Origin of the sequence: Flavobacterium sp. N1994 (assembly GCF_025947145.1) — a bacterium.
Taxonomy (GTDB): domain Bacteria; phylum Bacteroidota; class Bacteroidia; order Flavobacteriales; family Flavobacteriaceae; genus Flavobacterium.
The window spans coordinates 1,479,614-1,504,392 of the sequence record NZ_CP109999.1 but is presented as its reverse complement, the minus strand read 5'-3'; the positions used below and the strand labels follow the sequence as shown (position 1 = coordinate 1,504,392).

The window sequence follows — 24,779 nt, the reverse complement described above, 5'->3', positions numbered from 1 at the left end:
AAAGGACAAACTTAGACAAAAACAGAATTATAGCGATAATTTTTTGTGAATATCTTCAACAAATTTTTTGAACTGTTTGTCAGTAGAAACTAAGTTGTCAACCGTTTTACAAGCATGAAGAACTGTTGCGTGATCTCTGTCGCCTATTTGAGAACCTATATTAGCTAAAGATGATTTTGTAAATTTCTTAGCAAAAAACATAGCTAATTGTCTAGCTTGAACTACGTGACGTTTTCTGGTTTTTGATTGTAAAGTGTCTATGTCTAATTGGAAATAATCAGAAACTACTTTTTGAATGTAGTCAATAGAAATTTCTCTTTTTACATTTTTGACAAATTTCTCAACTACACTTTTTGCCAAATCTAATGTCACTTCTTTTTTGTTGAAAGAAGACTGAGCGATAAGAGAAATAATAGCACCTTCAAGCTCACGAACATTTGATTTGATATTTCGCGCTACATATTCTATAATCTCATCAGGCATTTCAACACCATCACGATATAAAATATTTTTTAAGATAGAAATTCTGGTTTCATAATCTGGCTGGTGTAATTCTGCAGATAATCCCCATTTGAAACGAGACAACAAACGTTGCTCAATGTCTTGCATGTCAACAGGTGCTTTATCAGAAGTTAAAATTACTTGCTTGCCATTTTGGTGTAAGTAATTAAAGATATGGAAGAAAACATCCTGAGTTCCTGTTTTTCCAGAAAGGAATTGGACATCGTCAATTATCAACACATCAATTAATTGGTAGAAATGAATAAAATCGTTTCTATTATTCTTTTTAACAGAGTCTATATATTGTTGCGTGAATACTTCGGCAGAAATATATAAAACTGTTTTTTCTGGATATTTATCTTTTATCTCAACACCGATAGCATGAGCTAAGTGTGTTTTACCTAATCCAACACCACCAAAAATTAACAGCGGATTAAATGACGTTCCACCAGGTTTATTGGCAACAGCCATTCCTGCAGAACGGGCTAATCTATTAGAATCTCCTTCAAGGAAATTGTCAAAGCTATAATTTGGATTAAGTTGTGATTCGATTTTTAAATTTCTTATTCCTGGTATTACAAAAGGATTTTTGAGTTCTGGATTAAGATTTTTAAAAGGAGCATCAACGTCTTGAGATTTTATCGGACTTCTATGAGCACTTGGCAATTGTTCAGTAAACGGTTGTTTATTGCCATAAGTGTTCTCCATTTTAATTTTATAGAGTAACTTTGCGTTTTTACCAAGTTCTTTAGTTAACGCAACTTTAAGTAATTTCACATAATGTTCTTCAAGCCATTCGTAAAAAAATTTGCTAGGAACTTGAATGTAAAGAGCATTATCAGTTAGTTCAACTGACTTAATCGGTTCAAACCAAGTTTTGAAAGCTTGTTCTTGAATATTGTCTTTTATAAATAGTAGACAGTTTTCCCACACCGATTGCGCAGTTTTGCTCATATTTTGTTTAAAATTATAGTATTTACTTATTAGGTTTTGACTCAAAAAAAACAACGAGTGTTTTCATGTTTTTCGGGGTAACAAATATGTGAATAAAATTCGTTAAAAAAAATTAAAATAGTATTGATTTTTTAAAAATATTGTTGTAGAGATAAATTTAATTTTAGATTAAAAGCAAAAAAATCAGATGAAAGAACATCAAATTCAAGTTAGAGTACGTTACTCTGAAACCGATCAAATGAGTGTGGTTTATCACGGAAATTATGTCCCATATTTTGAGATGGGCCGCGTGGAATGGCTTAGAAACAAAGGGATTTCGTATAAAACACTAGAAGAAAACGGAATTGCATTGCCAATTGTATCTATGACTATAAATTACAAAAAACCAGCACGTTATGACGACCTACTTACAGTTATAACCAAGTTCAAAGGGCAATCTTCAGTAAAGATAGAATTTGATTGTGAAATTCGTAATGAAAAGGATGAGTTGTTAACAACTGCACATTTTTTATTGGTTTTTGTGGACATAAATTTAGGAAAAGCCATTCACCCACCACAATACCTTTTGGATATTATGAATGATTGATTTTTTTTATGTCAATTTCAAATAAAGTAGTAAAAATGTCGAATATAAGTTCGGCATTTTTTTTTCGGGTACTAATTTCTATTTGGCAATTTTCCTCCATTTTTTGAGAAACAATAGAGAGATTTTTCTCTTTAATAACCCGCATGACCTTATTCATGTTTTTATAATCAAAGGAAATCTGAAAATGTAAATTTATGGTTTTTTCGATTATTTCAGCTTCTTCTAATGCCATTTGTGCGGCTGTTCGGTATGCTGAAATTAAACCACCAACTCCCAATTTCACACCGCCAAAAAATCGAACAACTACAACTAAAACATTGGTTAATCCAAAGGATTGGATTTGTCCATAAATTGGCATTCCTGCTGAATTACTAGGCTCACCATCATCGTTAACCCGAAAATAAATAGTATCTGTTCCAATTTGAAAGGCATAGCAAAAATGACCAGCTCCAAAATGTTGTTTGCGTAATTTTTCTATATGAGATTTGATTTCCTCTTCTGTAGTTATTGGAAAAGCATAACCAAAGAACTTGCTGTTTTTTTCTTTAAAGAGAATTTCGTTTGATGGGCAAGCAAGTGTTTTATAAGTGTCTTTTATTTCCAAAGCTATAAAGGCAGGTGTTTTTGCTCGAATAAATCAACAACATCTTCTTTGCCTACTTGCAAATTCCAAACGTGTAAGCCAAGAGATTCTGCAGTATCAGTATTGATTTTTTTGTCATCAACGAATAAAGTTCTTCTTGGGGATAAGTCATGTTTTCGTATCAAAGTATTGAAAATTTCAGCATCGGGTTTGCGCATTCCCATTTCATAGGAATAATACACTTTTTCAAAACATCGATAAAAATCAGAATAAAAGGACATGCCTACTTTATGCTCAAAACGACTGATGTGGATTGAGTCAGTATTCGTCAATAAAAACAAACGATACTTACTTGAAAGCATTTGTAGAAATTCTAATCGATGTAAAGGGAATTCACCTATTACTGAATTCCATGCTTTTACTATTTCTTCAATACTTGCATTTGGAATATATTTTAAAAAGGAATTGATAAATTGTAATTCAGTAATCTGTCCTTTTTCAAACAAATCATTTTGGATTAATAAATCTTCATTTGGACCATCCAATCCTAATTTTTTAAATTCTTCAACAGACGCTTCTTTCCTTAGATTGATAAAAACATCTCCAAAATCGAAAATAATAGTGTTAATCATGGTTGAAATAAAGTTTTAGTTTGTCGTCCTTTATGTTTTTTGTTTGAAATTCTCCATTTAAATGAGGTGACATGATACCGCTTTTTAAATAAATCTTACCAATAAAAACTCTAGCTTCATCCCAAAGATTGTCATCTATAAAACTTTGAAGGGTTTGTTTTCCGCCTTCAATTAGTATAGATTGGATACCATATTTATAAGAAATATGGGCAATGGTTTTGGTCAGCTGGATATCAAAGATAGCATTTTCGTATATAAGATGTTCACTATCTGTTAAATTTTCTTGCTCTGTAATGATAATGGTTTTTGTATTTTTATCTTTTATAAAAGAGTTGCTTGGAATTTTTCCGGTTCTATCTAAAACAATCCTTACTGGGTTTTCTCCTAACCAATCTCGTACGTCTAATTTTGGATTGTCGTCTAAAACGGTATTGGTTCCTACTAAGATAGCTTGTTCTTCACTACGCCATTTGTGGACTAATTGTCTAGAAAATTCATTAGAAATCCAAACGGGTTCTCTTTTTTCTTTAGTTAAAGGAGCTATAAATCCATCCAGACTTTCGGCCCATTTTAATATGATATAAGGACGGTTTTTGTTGTGAAACGTAAAAAAGCGTTTGTTTAATTCAGCACATTCTTTTTCTAGAATTCCAACTATAACATCAGCTCCATTTTCTACTAATCTTTTAATGCCATTTCCTCCTACTTTACTATTAGGGTCAATAGTTCCAACCACTACATTAGGAATTTTATGCTTGATAATCAAATCGCAACAAGGAGGTGTTTTTCCAAAATGGCTACAAGGTTCCAAGGAAACATAGATGGTAGCTTTTGCCAATAGTGATTTGTCTTTTACTGAATTGATTGCATTTACTTCAGCATGAGGCTCTCCTGATTTTTTATGCCAGCCTTCACCAATAATTTTATTGTCATAGACGATTACACTGCCTACCATCGGGTTGGGATAGGTCGTTCCGAGACCATTTTTGGCCAATTGAATACAGCGTTTTATGTAAATTTCATGTATCTTCACGGCACAAAAATAAGACATTACTTTTAGAATGAAAGGTATAGTAATTAGAGAAATTCAAAAGGAAGACAGTGCCCAAATAGCTTCAGTTATTAGAGAAGTTTTTATTTCTGATGATTATCCAAAAACGGGTACTGCGTTTGCCGATGCTCAATTGGATTTTATGTTTGAAACTTATGATAAGCCAAGAGCTACTTATTTTGTTGTAGAAGATAATGGCAAAATCATAGGCGGAGGTGGAGTTTCTCAATTGGATAACACTTCTGAAAACATTTGTGAATTACAAAAAATGTATTTTCTACAAGAGGCTAGAGGGAAAGGACTTGGTTATCAAATGATAAAGAAATGTTTAGAAAAAGCTTCTGAATTTGGTTATGAAAAGTGTTATCTAGAAACCTTACCTGAAATGCTAGTGGCCCAAAACCTCTATAAAAAAGCAGGTTTTGAATACCTTTGTGCTCCATTGGGGAATACGGGTCACAGCACTTGTCCAATATGGATGATAAAAGAACTATAAATGCTACTCAAAAACTATAAAACTATATTTCTTCAGGAGCTATCTTCCTTATATGATGAAAAGGAAATAGAGAGCTTCTTTTATCTTGTTTTGGAAAATTTTCATCAAATAAAAAGAATTGATTTAGCTTTGAATCCTGAGTTAACTATGGATGCGAAACAATTACTTCGTTGGGAAAGCGTTGAGCAAGGATTAAAGAAACAAAAACCTATTCAATATATTTTAGGGGAAACGGAGTTTTATGGTTTGCGCTTTTTGGTTAATGAAAATGTTTTAATTCCAAGGCCAGAAACAGAAGAATTAGTCGATTTAATTATTGCTAATAATCTAATAGCTCAACAATCTAACCATCTAAAAATCCTTGATATTGGAACGGGTAGTGGTTGTATTCCCATTACTTTGAAAAAGAATCTCCCTAATGCTGAAGTCTTTGCTATTGATGTTTCCGAGAAAGCTTTGGCTACAGCCCAACAAAACGCAGCGCTTAATGAGGTACGCGTTCGTTTTATTTTGAAAGATATTTTGCAAACCAATGATTTAGAGCAACAATTTGATATTATAGTTTCCAATCCGCCTTATGTTCGTAATCTGGAAAAAGCTGAAATTAATCCTAATGTTTTAGAATATGAGCCGCATTTGGCTTTGTTTGTAGAAGATGATGATGCTTTGATTTTCTATAGAAAGATTGCACAATTGGCCAAGAAAAATCTAATGCCTGATGGTAAGTTGTACTTCGAAATCAATCAATATCTCGGAAAAGAAACGGTTCAGCTGCTTGAAGATTTACATTTCAAGCATATTGAATTGAAGAAAGATATTTATGGAAACAACAGAATGATAAGTTGTTCGTTATAATTATTCATAACGCAACGCCTCAATAGGGTCAAGTCTAGAGGCTTTTATAGCTGGATAAGAACCAGAAACTACCGCCACCAAAAAAGTCGTAATCACAGCAGCCATAATAGCTAACCAGGGAATTACAAAACTAAAATCAATAGCGACTGCGATAAGATAACCTGTAATAATACCAAGAATAATTCCAACCAAACCACCAAGCTGTCCAATAATTAAAGTCTCTACAAAAAACTGAAAGGCAATAGTACTTTTTTTGGCGCCAAGTGCTTTTCTGACCCCAATTTCACGAGTTCTTTCGGTTACCGAAACCAACATAATATTCATTAGTGCAATGGAAGAACCAAAAATAGTGATGATACCTATAATCCAAGCAGACCAGTTTAAAACCCCTGTTATTTCAGCAATTTTATTAATCAAATCATCACTTCTAGATACAGCAAAGTTGTTTTCTTCCACAGGATTCAGTTTTCTTACTTTTCGCATTGTGATAAGTGCATGGTCTACCGCTTCATCTAGCAATTCATTTTTGTCAATCATAGTGCTGATAGTATAATTGATATTGGGCATAGAAAACATGGAGCGCGCTAATTGAATTGGAATCAACATTCTTAAATCCTGACGGTTACCAAACGAAGAACCTTTCTCTTTCAAAACGCCAATAACTTTGAATTTAGCACCGCGAACGGATAAGGTTTTGCCAATTGGATTAACATCTTTCAGTAATCCTTTTGTAGCAAAATCAGAACCTACAATACAAGAATGGACATTATTTTGAATATCAAAACTATTAAAACTACGGCCTTGTGTTACCTCTAGACCAGAATTGATTAGGAAATAATCATCAACTCCCATAACTGAAATTTCAGGATCTGTTTTTTTATTTTCAAATTTTACTTCAGCTGTGGAAGTTGCAGTAAATGATAAAGAAGTATGTGTTAAAGGATAATCATAGATTTCTTTGAATGCTTTGGCTTCAGGATACGAAATAATAGGATTTATTTTCTCTACTTCGTTACCTCCATTACGTCGGTTGGTGTTTTCGTATTGATTGATGTTAAAAGTATTGGAACCCATTGAAGCAAAATTAGTGGAAAGCGTATTTTGCAATGCCGAAACTACAGTAAGAATGCCAACCAAAGCCCAAATTCCTAAAGCTATAATTAACACAGTAAGAATGGTACGCAACAATTGAGTTCGGATAGAACTAGTGGCGATTTTAATATTTTCTTTGAATAATCCAATCATGGTGGTAATTTGACACGAAATTACAGTTTTTGTTACAAGAATATGCTCTTGGGTATAGAAATTAGTTTTAAAAAATAAGATATTTGCAAAGTCTATTCGTAATTCACAATTAAATAAAATGGCATCAAAACCAAGTATTCCTAAAGGGACAAGAGATTTTTCACCAGCAGAAGTGGCTAAGCGTAATTATATTATTTCGGTTATGCGAAGTCATTTTGAGAAATTTGGTTACCAACCGATAGAAACTCCGTCGTTTGAAAACTCTGAAACCTTGATGGGAAAATATGGGGAAGAAGGAGATCGTTTGATTTTTAAGATATTGAATTCGGGAGATTATTTGGATAAAGTAACTTCAGAAGAATTACAGACTATCAATTACAAAAAACTTACTAGTAAGATTTCCGAAAAAGCACTTCGCTACGACTTAACCGTTCCTTTCGCACGTTATGTCGTACAGAACCAAAATGATATTGTGTTTCCGTTTAAACGCTATCAAATACAACCTGTTTGGCGCGCTGACCGACCACAAAAAGGAAGGTTTAGAGAGTTTTATCAATGTGATGCTGATGTGGTAGGTTCTACTTCTTTATGGCAGGAAGTCGAGTTGGTGCAATTGTATGACTCTGTATTTACCTCTCTTGGTTTGAACGGAGTTACTATCAAAATCAATAACCGAAAAATATTATCTGGAATTGCTGAGGTCATTGGTGCTTCGGATAAACTTATTGATTTTACGGTGGCTTTAGACAAGTTGGACAAGATAGGAGAGGACGGCGTTAAAAAGGAGATGATTGAAAAAGGCATCTCTGAAATTGCTTTAGAAAAAGTACAACCGTTATTCAGTTTCAGTGGAACTATTCAAGAAAAATTAGAAAAACTTTCTGGATTGCTAAGTACTTCAGAAGAAGGGAAGAAAGGAATTGAAGAGCTGCGTTTCATTTGTGACAACGTTACCAAACTAGGATTGCAACAATCGATTTTAGATTTAGATGTGACTTTGGCTCGTGGGCTGAATTATTACACTGGCGCTATTTTTGAAGTGGCTCCTCCAGCTGGAATTGCTATGGGCTCTATAGGTGGAGGCGGACGATATGATGATTTAACAGGTATTTTTGGATTGAAAGATATGAGCGGTGTTGGTATATCGTTTGGTTTGGACAGAATTTATTTGGTACTAGAAGAATTGAATTTATTTCCAGAAGCCGTTACCACATCAACGCAAGTTTTGTTTTTGAATTTTGGTGAAAACCAATGTTTTGAAGCCGTTAAGTCTATTACAGCGCTTCGAAATCAAAATATTAAAACCGAAATGTATCCTGATGCTGCTAAAATTGACAAACAGTTTAAGTATGCTGAAAGAAGAAATATTCGTTTTGTAGTCAAAGAAATTGAGGGTTCTAAGTTTACTTTGAAAGACACTCAAACAGGAGAACAAGTCAAAGTAAGTTTTGAAGAACTAATTGCGAAAATTTCTAAATAATTTTATTACTTACTTATCATAAATAAAAAATCCCCGAAGTTGGGGATTTTTTATAGTGCAATTTAGTGTCAAATAAAGAGCAAAATGAATCATTATTTTATTAAGATTTTTTTGGTTACGTTTCCATTGTCGGTAACTACTTTTACAATGTAAGTACCTGTGCTTACCTCTGAAACTGGTAAGTGAATATCTGCTTGGTCTTGGTTGTTAATTGACCACTCTGTTACTTTTTGTCCCAATAAATTGAACAATAAAACAGATTTTACAGTAGCCTCTTGCAATTCGTTTTTGATGTTGATCATGTTGTTTGCTTGTGAGTGATTCACAGTAATTCCATGATTTTCTTCAACGTCTGTAGTTCCAAGAGCTCCTCCGTTTTTAAATCTTAACGAGAATCTAGTGTCATAAGTTCCAGCTGGAAGGTTCACTTGATAAGGTTGAGATTTAATACTGTTGTAAGTACTTGTTACATTGTCATAGATGTATATTTCTTGATTAGCATCAAAGTTTTCTTTGGCATCCACAACGAAAGTAACATTACCAGAAGTTGCATTTTTAACCCCTAAAGGATAAATATTATTTACATTGAAATAGCCATCACCATTAATGTTTAAGTGATCTGTTCCATTGATAAAATACATATCATTTGAAAGTGTTTCAATACTTACTCCATCATATCCATTATCAAATCCAGCTGTTGCGTGTTGGTTCATAAAACCTAGCAAAGTTTGTCTGTGATAATTGTCAGTAGAATTATATCCTAATCTTAATTTCATAAATTGTTCTTGAACAAAACTATCTTCCGAATTATTCATAGCAGGGTTTGGATTTGCTACAGTAGGATTAGTTGTTTTGAACATAGTATAAGAATTGGTAGCGTCATCTTCTTTTATGAATAGTCTTTGACCATTGTTAAAAGTGATAGTTCCACCAGTAGCTGAACCTGTTACAAAAAATCCTTGTCCAACTGGTATAAATCTCTTAGGTGTTTTACTACTTGAACCTAAACCGCTAACTCCAGCTGGAGCTACAGGAGCTGTTCCTCCAGTTTTGGTATAAGTTGCATAACCACCTTGATACTGAACAGTAGTATGAGAATTATTTGAGCTGTAATGTTGCCAGATATATAATGTCCCTTTTATACTTGTTGCGTTGTCATCAATAAACTGATCCGCATCGATTGCTGATGGATAAGGATTACCGCATAGGTTTAAGTTATTAGCTCCTACAGCTGAGGTAATAATACCATTATTTGGTTTTCCAACAAAAGTATAGTTTTGATCTGCTGTTGCTGAACCACAACCTTTCATTGTAAATCCTTGTCCTGGCAATAAAGCTCCGTTTTGTCCAGCAGATGACCAGTTAGCATAACTATTAGTTGAGTTTTGGAATTTAAATATCCAGTAGCTACTCAAAGTAATAGGTGTTGTAGGTGAACCGTTTACTCCAGTTGTCCAGTTTAAATTTTGGATGTTGTTTGGATCAGTTCCGTCCTTCATAACTCCAGCTACAGTGAATCCATGATTGATTGTAGTATTGTTTATTGAACTAACAGGAGAAGACCAATAGTTATAATTATATTTATTAGACTGTCCTTGTTGGTCTCTTTCTAATGAACCAGCACTTGTTACATCTAGCTCAGAATTTGCAGTTTGAACAAATTGAGATTTACCAGTTAAATCAATTTTACCATCTAGTTTGATATACCAATCGTTTTGAAGTTTGGTATCATTATTCATTTTAACAGTTACTCCTGGATCAATAAACATGGCTAAATCAACATTGTTAGTAGTATCAGTAATATTGTGTTTTACTTGAATAATTGAATAATCCAACTCAGTTGCATCTAAACCTCTAATGTCTTTTGTTGTATCATCAATAGCTGTTGCAAATGTTCCAGTTCTCAAAGTTGTGAATGGCATTGGAGCTTGTTGTACAGCGATAACTTTGTGGTTGTACAATTTCATTCCGGTTCCTGTATCTACAGATGCTGTTGTTAAATCATCTACAATATCATCTTTGTATGTATCCATTTTATAGTATCTCAATACATTAGCAAAAGGGAGTGAACCAACATCTTTAGGAACAATAGCACCTCTAACTTGTGAAGCTGTATTTTGAATTTCTTGATACACCATTCTTTGCACTTGTGCAGCTGTTAATGTAGTATTAAACACTCTTACCTCATCAATTTTACCTTTGAAATATTTGTTTAATGTAGATGGGTTTCTACCCAAAGTCAATTTTGTAGCATCAGCGCCAATAGCACCTGATACTGCTTGTGTAGCTACTAATTTTCCGTTTAAATACAGGTTTAAATTACCACCTCCATAGGTTGCAGCCACGTGATACCATTGTGAAGTATTTAAAGCAAAATTATAGGTCAATGTGATTCCGTTAACAGCCACTTCTAATTTTTTTGCAGCTGCCATTCTTATGTGAAATAAGTTTTGACCTACGATAAAACCATCAGCATTGTATCCTGGAGCAAGGTCAACCCAAGCCATCAATGATGCATTTGATAATCCACCTAAAATTGATGAATCTTCAGCATAATCATTTCTACCATCAAAATCTAGATATAGTTTTCTGCTTAAATCTCTTGGAGAACCTCTTAAGGCATCATTAGTATCGAATACATTTAGAATACCATCATTATCAGAGTCACCAGTACCATCAATTTTTCCGTCACCATTAGTATCGTAACTAGCATATAAACCAGTTTGGATGTCATCAGTACCGTCGTCATTTGAGTCTAGTTGTAAGAAATCAGGAATTGTATTTCCATCACTATCTTGAGCATAAGCTCTGAAAGTTGAACCAAAAGCAGTTGAATTATCAAAAAGATTTAATAAACCGTCACCTTCTGTATCAGCTCCATCGCCTTTTCCATCATCATTAATGTCACCATCACCATTTAAAGTATTGGCTTCATCAACATCAAATAAAGTATCATTATCACTATCTAAATCTAAGTGATTAGCTATACCATCACCATCAGTATCTGGAATAGAATAAGTTAATGCAGTAATCTTCGCATCAATATAGTCATTAATTCCATTTGCATTTGTGTCAGTCCAGTTAGCAGGATTGGTTTTATCCATAGTACCAGTATTGTTACTATATTGTTTAAATCCAGCTTCTTCAATATCTGGAATACCATCGTTATCACTATCTACATCAAGAATATCAGCAACACTGTCTCCGTCTGTATCCACACAGTTTTGGTTGATGATAATTTGTATGTCATCAATAAAATTACCATAAGATAATCCTCCTGTTGATGAAACAGCTGTAAAGGCTAGAACGATAGAAGTTTGTCCAACTGGTATAGTATAAGTTCCAGAGTAAGAACCCCAAGCAGTATTTCCATCTGTCATAGTTGCTACTGTTGCAATTGTTCCTAAAGTAGCTCCAAATCTAACTTCTGCTACGTCTGTTCCAGATCTTCCTCTGTGTTTAAGAGCCCAGTTGATAGTTCCACCAGCACCGTTCAAACAAAAAGTTTGGTAAAGATTTCCTGCCACATTAGCATTTAATTCGGCAAATTGATTTCCAGCAGCAGAAGGCACTCCGTTAAATCCTGTACTCCAAATTTCGATGAAGTTTTCAGCACTATTAGTCCATCCAGTTACGTTAGCAGCAGGTTCTATACTATAAGTTGAAGCTCCAATAACAGGTGTTTCAAAACTACCATTTACAAATGGGTCACTAACACAAGTACCACATTCAATAGTATCTATAATACCATCATTATCATCGTCTTGATCAGCATTGTTTTCTATTCCATCTCCATCATTATCAAGTAAACCTGTTCCTTGAATTGCAAAAGTGTATGGGTTTTCATCGCTATCGTTATTTACGATATTGATTTGAGCAACTCTTGTAAATACAGCACTAGGGTTAAAAGTTACTTGGAAAGTTGTACTAGAACCTGCACCGATAGATAATGTTCCTGGGTTAGCAGTTACTGTAAATTCAGAAGCATTAGCTCCAGAGATAGTAGGGTTAGATATAGTTAATGGAAGTGAACCCGTGTTTAGAATTGTAAAAGTACGAGTTACTGTTGCTAAGTTAATATCAGCTGGACCAAAGTCAGTTCCATCATTAACAGAAGTAACTAAGTCACCACTTGCAATAGATAGACCAATTCCTTGTACATCTATTTCTCTTGTAGTACCTGTTCCTTGAATGTTAAAGTTATATGGGTTTTCATTATTGTCGTTATTTACAATACTAAATACGGCAGATCTAGTTCCAATAGCAGTAGGTAAAAATGTGATTGTAAAAGTTGTGCTGCTAAAAGCTGCAACAGAAGCTGCTGGAGCAGAAGTTACTGTAAACTCTGAAGCATTGGCACCAGTAATAGAAATTGCTCCAAGCGTTAATGCTATATTTCCGTTGTTATAAATTGTAAACGTTCTTGTTCCTGCAGTAGAACTAAAATCAGTCCAGTCTGTAGTTGAAGGAGTAGTATCACCATCAACAATTGAAGTTGCATTTCCTTGAATATCAATTTCAGGGATTATACCAAATCCTTGTATTGCGAAATCATATGGATTTTCTGTGTTGTCATTATTTACGATGCTTATTGTAGCAGTTCTTGTATTGATTGCACTAGGAGTGAATGTTACTACGAAAGTTGTACTACTGTTAGCAGCAACAGTTGCAGCAGGAGGAGTGGTAACAACAAAATCAGAAGCATTTGTACCACCAATTGTTATAGTACCAATAGTTAGTGCCACATTCCCAGTATTACGAATAGTAAATGTTCTTGTTCCAGCAACATTGCTAAAATCGGTCCAATCTGAAGTTGTTGGAGTCATATCGCCATCTACAATAGAAGTTCCATTTCCTTGGATGTCTATTTCTTGTTCAATACCAGTTCCTTGTACGTCAAAGCTATATGGGTTTTCGTTACTATCATTATTTGAGAAGGAAATAGTAGCCGTTCTTACCCCAATAGCAGTTGCTGCAAAAGTTACTACGAATGTAGTACTAGAGCCAACAGCAACAGTGCTACTTGGAGGAGTAGTAATAGTAAATTCACTAGCATTGATACCAGTAACGTTTACTGTTCCAACGGTTAGTAATGCACTACCAGTATTTCGAATTGTAAAAGTTCTAGTTGAGTTTGTTGTTCCAAAATCAGTCCAATCTGTTGTTGAAGGAGTAACATCTCCACTTACAATAGAAGTTGCATTTCCTTGAACATCAATTTCTGGATAATTTACCGTTGCCACAACAGCAGTCCTTGGTGTAGAAGGACAAGCTCCATTAATAGCTTCAACATAGTAAGTTGTGGTTGTTGAAATAATAGGTGTTGTAAAAGGATTTCCAGTTCCTAATGAAGAACCACCAGTTGATGCAGCATACCAGTTTATTGTCCCTAAAGACGCTGTCGCTCCAAGTAATACAGTTCCAGTTCCAGTTCTTGATCCAGGAGTTGTACTAGTAATAGTTGGAGTTGCAACTACATTAATAGTTCTAGTAACAGTTGCAGGAGTACTGCATCCCGTTCCAACATTAGAAGTAAGAGTAAGAGTAACAGTTCCTGTGAAATTAGCAGCTGGAGTATAAGTTACAGTAGCAGGAGAAGCAGTTTGAGCCGTAGAGCTTAAAGTTCCTCCACCAGAGGTAATAGACCAAGCCCCAGTAGTGGCACCCCCACCAACACTAGCTCCAGTTAACGTAATAGCAGATGGAGTAGCTGATTGGCATGTATTATCAGGACCACCAGCAACAGCAGTTGCTATAGGAGTAACAGTTATAGTTCTTGTAGCTGTAGCAGCGGTACATGAAGTTCCAAAATTTGAAGTAAGAGTAAGAGTAACTGTTCCAGAGAAATTAGCTGCTGGAGTATAAGTTACAGAAGCAGGAGAGGCAGTTTGAGCCGTAGAGCTTAAAGTTCCTCCACCAGAAGTAATAGACCAAGCTCCAGTAGTGGCACCTCCACCAACACTAGCACCAGTTAAAGTAATAGCAGAAGGAGTAGCTGATTGACATACTGTATTAGGGCCACCTGCATTAGCTGTTGAAGCCAAAGTTACATTGATAGTTCTAGTAACAGTTGCAGGAGTACTACATCCCGTTCCAACATTAGAAGTAAGAGTAAGAGTAGCTGTTCCAGAGAAATTAGCTGCTGGAGTATAAGTTACAGAAGCAGGAGAAGCAGTTTGAGCCGTAGAGCTTAAAGTTCCTCCACCAGAGGTAATAGACCAAGCTCCAGTAGTGGCACCACCACCAATACTAGCGCCAGTTAAAGTAATAGCAGCTGGAGTAGCCGATTGACATACTGTATTAGGACCACCAGCAACAGCAGTTGCTATAGGAGTAACAGTTATAGTTCTTGTAGCTGTAGCAGCGGTACATGAAGTTCCAAAATTTGAAGTAAGAGTAAGAGTAACCGTTCCAGAGAAATTAGCTGCTGGAGTATAAGTTACAGAAGCAGGAGAAGCAGTTTGAGCTGTAGAGCTTAAAGTTCCTCCGCCAGAGGTAATAGACCAAGCTCCAGTAGTGGCACCACCACCAACACTAGCACCAGTTAAGGTAATAGCAGTTGGAGTAGCTGATTGACACACTGTATTAGGTCCACCTGCATTAGCAGTTGAAGCCGAAGTTACATTGATAGTTCTAGTAACAGTTGCAGGAGTACTACATCCCGTTCCAACATTAGAAGTAAGGGTAAGAGTAACAGTTCCTGTGAAATTAGCGGCTGGAGTATAAGTTACAGTAGCAGGAGAAGCAATTTGAGCGGTAGAGCTTAAAGTTCCTCCACCAGAGGTAATAGACCAAGCCCCAGTAGTGGCACCACCACCAACACTAGCACCAGTTAAAGTAATAGCAGCTGGAGTAGCCGATTGACATACTGTATTAGGGCCACCAGCAACAGCTGTTGCAATAGGAGTAACAGTTATAGTTCTTGTAGCTGTAGCAGCGGTACATCCAGTTCCGAAATTAGAAGTAAGGGTAAGAGTAACCGTTCCAGAGAAATTAGCTGCTGGAGTATAAGTTACAAGTGCTGGTAAAAGTGTTTGAGCTGTAGAGCTTAAAGTTCCTCCTCCAGAGGTAATTGACCAAGCTCCAGTAGTTGCAGCCCCACCAACATTAGCTCCAGTCAGGACAATAGGTAATGGGGTAGCCGATTGACATACAGTATCAGGCCCACCTGCGTTAGCAGTTGAAGCCAAACCTACATTAATGGTTCTAGTAACTGTTGCAGGAGTACTACATCCCGTTCCAACATTAGAAGTAAGCGTAAGAGTAACAGTTCCAGAGAAATTAGCAGCGGGAGTATAAGTTACAGAAGCAGGAGAAGCAGTTTGAGCCGTAGAGCTTAAAGTTCCTCCACCAGAAGTAATAGACCAAGCTCCAGTAGTGGCACCACCACCAACACTAGCACCAGTTAAGGTAATAGCAGCTGGAGTAGCTGATTGACATATATTATCAGGCCCACCAGCAACAGCTGTTGCAATAGGAGTAACAGTTATAGTTCTTGTAGCTGTAGCAGCAGTACATCCAGTTCCGAAATTAGAGGTAAGAGTAAGAGTAACCGTACCAGAGAAATTAGCAGCGGGAGTATAAGTTACAGTAGCGGGAGAAGCAGTTTGAGCCGTAGAGCTTAAAGTTCCTCCACCAGAGGTAATAGACCAAGCCCCAGTAGTTGCGGCCCCACCAACACTAGCACCAGTTAGGGTAATAGCAGCTGGAGTAGCTGATTGACATACTGTATTAGGCCCACCTGCATTAGCTGTTGAAGCCAAACCTACATTAATGGTTCTAGTAACAGTTGCAGGAGTACTACATCCAGTTCCGAAATTAGAAGTAAGCGTAAGAGTAACCGTTCCAGAGAAATTAGCTGCTGGAGTATAAGTTACAGTAGCAGGAGAAGCAGTTTGGGCTGTAGAGCTTAAAGTTCCTCCACCAGAGGTAATAGACCACGCTCCAGTAGTGGCACCACCACCAACACTAGCACCAGTTAAGGTAATAGCAGTTGGAGTAGCTGATTGACATATATTATCTGGCCCACCCGCAACAGCTGTTGCAATAGGCGTAACTGTTATAGTTCTAGTAACTGTTGCAGGAGTACTACATCCAGTTCCAACGTTTGAAGTAAGGGTAAGAGTAACCGTTCCAGAGAAATTAGCAGCTGGAGTATAAGTTACGGTAGCAGGAGAAGCAGTTTGAGACGTAGAGCTTAAAGTTCCTCCACCAGAGGTAATAGACCAAGCTCCAGTAGTTGCACCACCACCAACACTAGCACCAGTTAAGGTAATAGCTGATGGAGTAGCTGATTGGCATGTATTATCTGGCCCACCAGCAACAGCCGTTGCAATAGGAGTAACAGTTATAGTTCTTGCATCTGTAGCAGCGGTACATCCAGTTCCGAAATTAGAAGTGAGAGTAAGAGTAACCGTACCAGAGAAATTGGCTGCTGGAGTGTAGGTTACAGTAGCTGGTGACGCAGTTTGAGCTGTAGAGCTTAAAGTTCCTCCACCAGAGGTAATAGACCAAGCACCAGTAGTTGCACCACCACCAACACTAGCACCAGTTAAGGTGATAGCAGATGGAGTAGCCGATTGACATACTGTATTAGGGCCAGCAGCAACAGCTGTTGATGCTTTAGTTATGGTTAGGGTTTTCGTTGAAGTTGCATTTGAACAAGCAGGATTTGAAGCTGTTAATGTTAGTGTAATAGTACTTCCAGCAGTATTTTCTGCCGCACTAGGAGTATAAGTACAAGTTGTTAAGGAATTTGGATTAGTAATAGTTCCAGTTCCATTTGATGTCCAAGTTACTAAAGTTTGATTAGTGGCACTAGAACCTCCAGTAATATTAACTGCTCCTGAAGTAGAACAAGTGTTCATTGCAGAACCTGCCACAGCTGTTGGAGTTGAATAAACACCTACAGATACTGTGTTGTTACTTGAAATTGCACTTGAGCAGTATGAAGACGTTAAATTAGTAACTGTAATTGTTGTTGTTCCTAAATTTATAGATGAAGTTGTAAAAGTTCCTGTTCCAGCAGTTGATACTGTCATTGCTGCTGTACTTCCTGAAGCAACAGTTGATCCTGAAAGGTTATAAGTCACCGTATAAGTACCTACTGGTAAAGAAGTAGCAGATCCATTTAGAGTTACTGTAGATACTGCAGCACCACACATATTCGGTGAAGTTGTTGATGTTAAAGCGTAGGTTGGACAAGTATAAGTGATGATCATATATCCACCTGCACCATTTCCTCCATTTGAATTTTTAGTTCCGCCTCCGCCTCCGCCTCCGTAGTTACTACCTGAAGTTCCTACTGAAGTTCCTGAAGTTGTACCAGCACCACCAGCACCAGCAATTGGTCCGCCACCAGCAACACCAGCATTTGGAACAGATCCACTACCGCCATTAGCTGTTGTACCACCGCAACCACCACCACCACCGGATCCTGATGTAGTTCCTGAACCTCCAGTTCCACCATTTCTTGTTCCGCTTCCTCCATTTCCTCCATTTCCTCCATTTGAATAGCTTTTTCCACCAGCACCACCAGTAGCGTTAATTGTTGTACTTCCAAAGGTTGCAGTAGTTGTTGTACCATTACCACCATTACCACCTGTTGTTCCGCTTCCACCATTTCCAATAGTTAATGAATATGATGTTCCTGGCACCACAGTAACAGAGTTAATTAAAGTATAAGCTCCGCCTCCGCCTCCGCCTCCGCCATTTGTACTACCACCACTACCACCGCTACGGCCGAAACCACCACCACCACCACCACCATAGGCTTCAACCTGAATGGTTGTAACTCCTGCAGGGACTGTGAATGTACCGTTTGTTGAATACGTTTGTGTACTTTGACCTCTACTTATAGAGGTAACTATTAATAGTAGGATTAATAGGCTGTACTTTTCTGATTTAAGTAATAATTTTTTCATAACTCTGGGGTTATTACGATTTATTATTTAAATGAAGCATTTTGTACTTCATTTTGTTTTTATTTGACGATTCAAAACTATATTTTTTTTAAATATAATCGATAAAAAGCATAAAAAAATCGACGAAATGCATATTTCATTGTTTTTAAAAAGTAAAAAACTTACAAAATATTTTTTTAATATAATTATTCAACTACTTTTTTAAGTTATTCATGAAATGGTGTTGAAATGTAAAAGAGGTGAAGTGGAAAGCAAAAAAAAAGGTTTGGAAAGTTCCAAACCTTTTAATTTTTTTTGTAGCGAGAGGGAGATTTGAACTCCCGACCTCAGGGTTATGAATCCTGCGCTCTAACCGACTGAGCTACCTCGCCATTATTTAGCATTCCCTGAATGCGGGTGCAAATATAAAATTAATATCAATGGTTCCAAAGCTAAAACACTTATTTTTTTTATTTTTTAAAAAGCTTTTTTATTGATATTATATTCTATATATTTCCAAAAAATTTATTCAGATTATGGAAAGTAAAATCCGCTACGAGCTTGAATTTCCTTTAAATTCCTCACCTCAATTACTTTATCAATACATTTCTACACCTTCTGGATTGCAAGAATGGTTTGCTGATAATGTTAATTCTAGAGGAGAGTTCTTTACCTTTATTTGGGATGATGTTGAAGAAAACGCACGTCTTGCCTCAAAAAAAACAGGTGAGAAAGTAAAATTTAAATGGGTAGACGATTCCAAAAAAGATACAGAATACTATTTTGAATTAAAAATTTTAGAAGACGAGATTACTAAAGATGTTTCTTTAATGGTTGTTGACTTTGCAAATGAAGATGAAATTGATGAATCAAAACTATTATGGGAAAATCAAATTTCCGATTTAAAACATGTTATAGGTTCTATTTAGAATCCATTTTATATAAGTTATATTTGTCCCGTTTTAAAACGGGATTTTTTTATGATTAATTTTAATGGAGTAGTTCAGGATACAAATCTGCATTTGTCGATTTCTAATCGTTCTTTTTTATATGGTGATGGCGTTTTTGAAACGTTAAAGGTGGTAAATAATAGAATTCTATTTTTTGAAGACCACTATTTTAGATTAATGGCCTCCATGCGAATCATTAGAATGGAAATCCCAATGACTTTCACATTAGAATATTTAGAAGAACAGATTTTAGATTTAGTCAGACGCAATAATTTTGAAAACTCAGCCCGAGTTCGATTTAATGTATATAGAAATGAAGGAGGGTACTATTTGCCGTCAGATAATTCAGTTTCTTTTCTGATACAGGCTATTGAGTTGAATCAAAAAAAGTATCAATTTGGTCTAAGTCAGTTTGAAGTTGATTTGTATAAAGATTTTATAGTACCTAAACAGTTACTTTCTACTCTTAAAACAGCTAACAAGATTACTCATGTTACAGCAAGTATTTTTGCTAAAGAAAATCAGTTGAATTCTTGCTTGCTTATTAATGAAGTTAAAAATGTGATTGAAGCCACCAATGGTAATTTGTTTATGTTATTGGGGAACACTTTAATTACCCCCCAATATCAGAGGGTTGTCTGAATGGAATTATGAGAAAGCAAATAATTTCTTTAGCCAAACAAATAGATACTATTGATATGGTTGAAATGGAGATTTCTCCATTTGATTTACAAAAAGCAGACGAATTATTTGTTACTAACGTTATTATTGGAATCCAACCCATAACAAAATACCGTAAAAAAGAATTTGGAGTTAAGGTTTCTAATCTATTGCTAGAGAGACTAAATCAATTGATTGAGGATTAATTTAAGATTGGATTTTCTGGAGCATTGGACCAAATTAGGTATTCACCTCCTAATTCTATAATTTTTTCTTTCCAAAAATGGGTAGATGCTTTTCCGAGAATTTTATTTTCATAAATATTTTTGGTTAAAATCCAGGAATTTGCTTGCATCTCACTTTCTAATTGGTTGGAGTCCCAACCAGTATAACCTAGAAAAAAGCGAATGTTTTTTTTCTTAAGAATGCCAGTATTGATTAAGTCTTTGGTCAACTCGAAATCACCTCCCCAATATATTCCGCTAGAGATTTCAATACTATCTGGAATTAAATTAGGAACATTGTGAATAAAATAAAGATTGTCTTGTTCAACAGGACCACCATTGTAGATTTTAAAATTTGATTCAATTTCTGGTAGTAAATCTTGAATCGTATATTTAAGAGGTTTATTTAGAATAAAACCAACAGAACCTTCTGAATTATGATCAGCTAATAAAACGACAGACCTATTAAAAGATAAATCTCCTATTATAGAAGGTTCGGCTATTAGCAAATGCCCTTTTTTTAGTTTTTCTGTAATCATTTTTAGCTAATTTTTAATAAAGTTGGGAAAAAAAATAGTATTTTCCAAATTATTAACCACAAAAAGCAAAAAAGCCACTCGCATTGCGAATGGCCTTTGTATATCAGATTAACTATATTATTAGTTTACTGCTCCGTCTAATTCTGCACCAGCTTTGAATTTAACTACATTTTTAGCAGCAATTTTGATAGTTTTACCAGTTTGTGGGTTTCTTCCATCTCTTGCAGCTCTTTTAGATACTGACCAAGATCCGAATCCTACTAAAGAAACTCTTCCACCTTTTTTCAAAGTTTGGCTTACATTTCCTAAAAATGATTCTAAAGCTAATTTAGCCGCAGCTTTTGTTACTCCAGCGTCAGCTGCAATTGCATCGATTAATTCTGATTTGTTCATAATGTTAGTTATTAATTGTTGGTTAAACATTTTGTTAATGATAACAAATTTAATAGGAATTCCTTACTGCACAAGCGTTTTCGTATTTTTTTCAAATTTTTGTTGATAACTTGGTTTATTTGTTGATAAACCATCGTTTTAGTGATGATTTTGTCGACTAAATACTCTTTAAGCCTTACTCTGCTTGTGCTTTTTCAGAAAAAGTGATACCGTTTAATAGTTCATTTGTCATCATTTTTTTCTTTGCTGGAAATTGAAGATTTAAGATTTGGATAAAACCATCTTTTACAGCAATCTTAATCTCTTTTTTGGAAGCAATAATTTGTCCTATATTATAATTGTGAATTTCTACGTGAGTCCTAGCTTCGTATATTTTAACATTCCATTCTTCACCATTGTCTTTAAAGAAACACCAAGCTGTTGGATAAGGTGATAGTCCACGAATTAAATTATGAATTTCAGTGGCCGACTTACTCCAGTCAATTTTACAATTGTCACGGTTTAGTTTATAAGCAGTTTTGATTTCTGCGGTATCTTTTTGAATAGTTGTCTTAACATTTCCTTTTTCTATAATAGATAAAGTTTCTACTAGTGCTTCACTTCCTAATCGCATTAACTTATCATGCAAAACTCCTGCATTTTCCTCTTCAGTAATAGCGATTTCTTTATTCAAAATCATTGCGCCAGTATCAATTTTATCATCAATAAAAAATGTGGTTACCCCTGTTTTAGTTTCTCCATTGATTATAGCCCAGTTTATTGGTGCCGCCCCTCGATAGTTAGGTAACAAAGAAGCATGCAAATTAAAAGTCCCAAGTTTTGGCATTCTCCAAACCACTTCGGGCAACATTCTAAAAGCAACCACAACTTGAAGATTAGCGTTTAAACTTTGGAGTTCTGATAAGAAAACTTCGTCTTTGAGATTGGTAGGTTGCAATAATTTTAAGTTGTTCTCTAAAGCATATTCTTTTACGGCTGAATATTTTATCTTTTGGCCACGACCCGCTGGTTTATCTGCTGCGGTTATGACACCAACAACCTCGTACTTATTTTTAATGATGGTATCCAAAATGCCAACAGCAAATTCAGGAGTTCCCATAAAAACAATGCGTAACTTTTCCATTTTTATTTTAAAGAGTATAAATTATTTGATTTGATGCTAATGGTATCCTTTTCCAAAAGGTTTTGCAGGGCAAAGATAACATCGTCTTTCGGAAATTTGGTTAGTTTTTGAATATCCCTTGAATTGAAATCCTGAATTTTTAACAATGCAATAATTTTTTCTGATAAATCATCTGGATTGCTTTTCTTTTTATTTTTTGAAATACAATAGGAGCAAACCCCACAATCTTTCTTTATAGTTTCACCAAAATACTGCATCAACAATTTCTGTTTACATGTCTTGTCGTCTTTGCTATAGTGCAGTACCGCTTGCAATTGCTCAATTTTTAATTTATTTTGAGCTTCTAGATATTTTGAAACTCTATTAATAGTACGCTCGTCTTCCCTTACTTCGTTAAATGTAATCTTCGCATCGTTGTTTCTAGCAATCAAATCAACAATTTGCTTTTCTTTTAGTTTTTGTAAAAGCGTTACTACTGCAACTTCGTTTGTATTAGCCTTTTTGGCAATTAATATCGGGTTGAAAGCGGTTTGCATATCATAAATTCCGGGATAGGTTCTCAAAATAGTCAGCATAATTTCTTCGTCATTCGGATTTAAACTCATGTACCGAATGACTTCTTTAGACGGAATCGTAAATTGTAAACTTATTTTCTCTGAAAACTCTTGCGATAAAGTAATGATTCCTTGTCTGTCCAAGAACTGTAATGCATTATATGTCTTTAATGTTGGGAAATTATATTTGCTGCAAAACTGATTGAGATTAAAACCAAACTGTTCATCAATGCCTTCTCCGTATGCGATTTGTAAAAACGAACACAGTTTTGAAAATACCAAATTTAAAAAAGGTTTGTCAGGTAAAATGCTTATAAATTGTGACTCAGCATGGAAAATATCAGAAGGATTGTTAAGTAAAATCGCAAAAGCCTTTTCTCCATTTCTGCCAGCACGACCTGTTTCTTGGTAATAGTTTTCCAGATTTTGAGGTAAATGCAAATGGATTATTGTTTTGACATTCGCTTTATCTATGCCCATTCCGAAAGCATTGGTAGCAACCATCACTTGCACTTTTTCTTCCATCCAAAGTTGCATCTGTTTCTCTTTATCTTTTGAGGACAGACCTCCGTGATAAAAAGTAGCTTTGAATCCCATATTCTCCAACTGAAAAACAGTTTCTGAGCATGATTTTCTATTGGTTACATAAATAATGGATGGTTCACTGTTCTTGTGCAATATTTGTTGCAAAAGATGCAATTTGTCTTCGGTTTCAAAAACCATATAAGCAATGTTTTCTCGGTAAAATGATTTAGAGAAAACCTGTGGGTTGTCCAATTTTAATTGGGTAATAATATCTTCTTTCACCCGCGATGTTGCCGAAGCGGTCAAAGCCAAAAAAGGTACTTTGGGAAATAATTCTTTGAGTTGTGCAATCTTCAAATAAGCAGGTCGGAAATCATGTCCCCATTGCGAAACACAATGTGCTTCATCAATGGCAATGAGGTTGATAGGAAGGCTTTTAATGCGTTCCAAAATCCAATCGTTTTGCAAACGTTCGGGGGAAAGATAGAGGAATTTATAGTTGCCAAACTGACAATTGTCCAACAAATCAATAATCTCATCTTGATGAATTCCACCCGTCAAGGCTATGGCTTTTATTCCTTTTCCTTGCAAGTTTTGAACTTGATCGCGCATCAAAGCTATTAGCGGAGAAATAACCAAACAAATTCCGTCTTGCATCATAGCAGGCACCTGAAAACATATTGATTTTCCGCCACCAGTGGGCATCAAAGCAAAAGTATCCTTGCCATCTATCACCGAAGTAATTATAGCTTCCTGTGGCTCACGAAAAGCATCGTGTTTCCAATACTTTTGGAGTATTTCTATGGCTTTGTTCAATGTAAGAATGCTAAATGTTTTGGCTTTGGGATAAAAGTATGAAAAAGAAATGGTCTGCTATTACACAAAAGGTGTAATTATGCCAGTTGGTTCAAGATAAACTGAATACGTTCTTCAACAGTTCCTCTTGGAACTTCAACGAGTTCGTAACCATAGTTTTGATAGGTTTCTAACAAATGCTCGAAGATGAGTTTGGCTTGCTCAAAGTTTTCATAGCGCTCTTCATCACTTTCGTAAATGTCTTCCCAAGGGGGTAACACAAATATTTTAGAGTAATTATGTTCTTTACAAGCCTGATCAAAAAAAGCGGGATAACTGTCGCCAATGTAATGCATATACGCTAAAACATCAGGTATTCCTCTGTCCATGAATACAATTTCGGCTTGATCGGCAAGAGCTTGTTGGTGCTGTTTTTTTCTGCCTTCTAATAATAATTCGCTAAAGAGTAATGGTTTTTCCAAAAACAATTGTTCGATACCTTGTTTTTTGGCTTCCATAGTAACTTGACGAGAAATTTCGGGAAAGCACGCATAGCCTTGTTCGATGAGAGCATCGATGATAGTGGTTTTACCTGTTCCGGGACCACCTGTTATGACTATAAGTTCTTTTTTCAAGATTTTTTGAAATAAGGGGCAAATTTATTGAAACTAATTAGAATATGTAAAGCGAATTAGCATTTATTTTTCGGAATGAAAATTATTTTTTTTAAA

At 35.5% G+C, this 24,779-nt stretch carries 16 protein-coding genes, 1 tRNA gene and 1 pseudogene; 6 read left to right on the top strand and 12 right to left on the bottom strand.

All coding sequences use genetic code 11. The features are described 5' to 3' along the window. Positions 1–27 precede the first annotated feature (27 nt). Positions 28–1,455 carry a chromosomal replication initiator protein DnaA gene (dnaA, locus tag OLM53_RS06845; protein ID WP_236460469.1) on the bottom strand — a complete coding sequence of 476 codons (1,428 nt, stop codon included), beginning with the start codon at positions 1,453–1,455 and terminating at the stop codon, positions 28–30. 187 nt (positions 1,456–1,642) lie between these two features. On the opposite strand from dnaA, the gene OLM53_RS06840 reads away from it, so the two are divergent. Then, positions 1,643–2,041, top strand: a complete 399-nt coding sequence (locus OLM53_RS06840) for an acyl-CoA thioesterase (RefSeq protein ID WP_264522290.1) — start codon at positions 1,643–1,645, stop codon at positions 2,039–2,041. Here the strand turns inward: OLM53_RS06840 and OLM53_RS06835 are convergent. Genes OLM53_RS06835 through ribD form a run of 3 tightly spaced genes read right to left on the bottom strand, consistent with a single transcriptional unit; the run spans position 2,028 to position 4,289 of the window. Beyond that, on the bottom strand, positions 2,028–2,645 hold the full coding sequence (locus tag OLM53_RS06835; protein ID WP_264522289.1) for an IMPACT family protein: 618 nt from the start codon (positions 2,643–2,645) through the stop codon (positions 2,028–2,030). The two genes, OLM53_RS06840 and OLM53_RS06835, sit on opposite strands and share 14 nt — an antisense overlap. Before the next feature lie 2 nt (positions 2,646–2,647). Then, positions 2,648–3,256, bottom strand: a complete 609-nt coding sequence (locus OLM53_RS06830; RefSeq protein WP_264522288.1) for an HAD family hydrolase — start codon at positions 3,254–3,256, stop codon at positions 2,648–2,650. Next, on the bottom strand, positions 3,249–4,289 hold the full coding sequence (ribD, locus tag OLM53_RS06825) for a bifunctional diaminohydroxyphosphoribosylaminopyrimidine deaminase/5-amino-6-(5-phosphoribosylamino)uracil reductase RibD (protein ID WP_264522429.1): 1,041 nt from the start codon (positions 4,287–4,289) through the stop codon (positions 3,249–3,251). The genes OLM53_RS06830 and ribD overlap by 8 nt, the downstream gene beginning before the upstream one ends. Before the next feature lie 28 nt (positions 4,290–4,317). On the opposite strand from ribD, the gene OLM53_RS06820 reads away from it, so the two are divergent. Next, positions 4,318–4,803 (top strand): GNAT family N-acetyltransferase, encoded by a 486-nt coding sequence (locus tag OLM53_RS06820; protein WP_264522287.1) that lies wholly within the window; start codon positions 4,318–4,320, stop codon positions 4,801–4,803. Beyond that, positions 4,804–5,658, top strand: a complete 855-nt coding sequence (prmC, locus tag OLM53_RS06815; protein WP_264522286.1) for a peptide chain release factor N(5)-glutamine methyltransferase — start codon at positions 4,804–4,806, stop codon at positions 5,656–5,658. On the opposite strand, the gene OLM53_RS06810 is transcribed toward prmC, so the two are convergent. Beyond that, the gene (locus OLM53_RS06810) at positions 5,659–6,903 is read right to left on the bottom strand and encodes an ABC transporter permease (RefSeq protein ID WP_264522285.1); all 1,245 of its coding nucleotides are present in this window, start codon (positions 6,901–6,903) and stop codon (positions 5,659–5,661) included. Positions 6,904–7,021: 118 nt separating this feature from the next. On the opposite strand from OLM53_RS06810, the gene hisS reads away from it, so the two are divergent. Beyond that, complete coding sequence (gene hisS / locus OLM53_RS06805; protein WP_264522284.1) at positions 7,022–8,383, top strand: histidine--tRNA ligase; 1,362 nt, start codon at positions 7,022–7,024, stop codon at positions 8,381–8,383. A 92-nt stretch (positions 8,384–8,475) separates the two neighbouring features. Here hisS and OLM53_RS06800 read toward each other — a convergent pair whose 3' ends face one another. Both OLM53_RS06800 and OLM53_RS06795 read right to left on the bottom strand, forming a co-directional pair. Then, complete coding sequence (locus OLM53_RS06800) at positions 8,476–18,306, bottom strand: choice-of-anchor D domain-containing protein (RefSeq protein ID WP_264522283.1); 9,831 nt, start codon at positions 18,304–18,306, stop codon at positions 8,476–8,478. A gap of 297 nt (positions 18,307–18,603) precedes the next feature. After that, positions 18,604–18,677: transfer RNA gene (locus tag OLM53_RS06795), tRNA-Met, on the bottom strand. A 144-nt stretch (positions 18,678–18,821) separates the two neighbouring features. Between OLM53_RS06795 and OLM53_RS06790 the strand changes: the two genes are divergently transcribed. Continuing rightward, the gene (locus tag OLM53_RS06790) at positions 18,822–19,214 is read left to right on the top strand and encodes an START-like domain-containing protein (protein WP_264522282.1); all 393 of its coding nucleotides are present in this window, start codon (positions 18,822–18,824) and stop codon (positions 19,212–19,214) included. Positions 19,215–19,265: 51 nt separating this feature from the next. Then, positions 19,266–20,101 (top strand): annotated as a pseudogene (locus OLM53_RS06785) (aminotransferase class IV). Here the strand turns inward: OLM53_RS06785 and OLM53_RS06780 are convergent. The 5 genes from OLM53_RS06780 to OLM53_RS06760 all read right to left on the bottom strand — a co-directional run bounded on the left by OLM53_RS06780 (position 20,098) and on the right by OLM53_RS06760 (position 24,683). Continuing rightward, positions 20,098–20,658: a YqgE/AlgH family protein gene (locus tag OLM53_RS06780; protein WP_264522281.1), complete on the bottom strand. Its 561-nt coding sequence runs from the start codon at positions 20,656–20,658 to the stop codon at positions 20,098–20,100. The pseudogene OLM53_RS06785 and the gene OLM53_RS06780 overlap by 4 nt on opposite strands. A 120-nt stretch (positions 20,659–20,778) precedes the next feature. Next, positions 20,779–21,051, bottom strand: coding sequence for an HU family DNA-binding protein (locus tag OLM53_RS06775; RefSeq protein ID WP_264522280.1), 273 nt, complete (start codon positions 21,049–21,051; stop codon positions 20,779–20,781). 175 nt (positions 21,052–21,226) lie between these two features. Beyond that, entirely contained in the window at positions 21,227–22,174 is a 948-nt protein-coding gene (gene fmt, locus OLM53_RS06770; RefSeq protein WP_264522279.1) for a methionyl-tRNA formyltransferase, read from the bottom strand. 2 nt (positions 22,175–22,176) lie between these two features. Next, on the bottom strand, positions 22,177–24,069 hold the full coding sequence (locus tag OLM53_RS06765) for an ATP-dependent DNA helicase RecQ (RefSeq protein ID WP_264522278.1): 1,893 nt from the start codon (positions 24,067–24,069) through the stop codon (positions 22,177–22,179). Positions 24,070–24,146: 77 nt separating this feature from the next. Continuing rightward, complete coding sequence (locus tag OLM53_RS06760; RefSeq protein WP_264522277.1) at positions 24,147–24,683, bottom strand: AAA family ATPase; 537 nt, start codon at positions 24,681–24,683, stop codon at positions 24,147–24,149. Positions 24,684–24,779: the final 96 nt, after the last annotated feature.